Annotated in this window: 1 pseudogene; it reads right to left on the bottom strand. The window is 63.3% G+C overall.

What is annotated here, in order from left to right:
• A pseudogene (locus tag SB719_RS21760) lies at positions 1-248 on the bottom strand (ribonucleotide-diphosphate reductase subunit alpha); the annotation flags it as partial.

The raw sequence follows: 248 nt of genomic DNA, 5'->3' as shown, positions 1-248 counted from the left end.
CGTCGAAGAAATCCTGCAGGTAGAAGCCCTTGATCTTGTGGACCTCGTGCGGGTCGAACAGGTACCAGTCGCCGCGACGGTCGACGGCTTCCATGAAGATGTCGGGGATGCAGATCGAGGTGAACACATCGTGCGCGCGCAGGCGCTGGTCGCCGTTGTTGAGGCGCAGGTCGAGGAAGTTCTCGATGTCGCGGTGCCAGATGTCGAGGTAGACCGCGACCGCGCCCTTGCGCTGGCCCAGCTGGTCC

Source organism: Pantoea sp. SIMBA_079 (assembly GCF_046940275.1).
In the GTDB taxonomy this organism is placed as follows: domain Bacteria; phylum Pseudomonadota; class Gammaproteobacteria; order Enterobacterales; family Enterobacteriaceae; genus Pantoea; species Pantoea borealis.
This window is presented reverse-complemented; position numbering and strand designations above follow the sequence as displayed.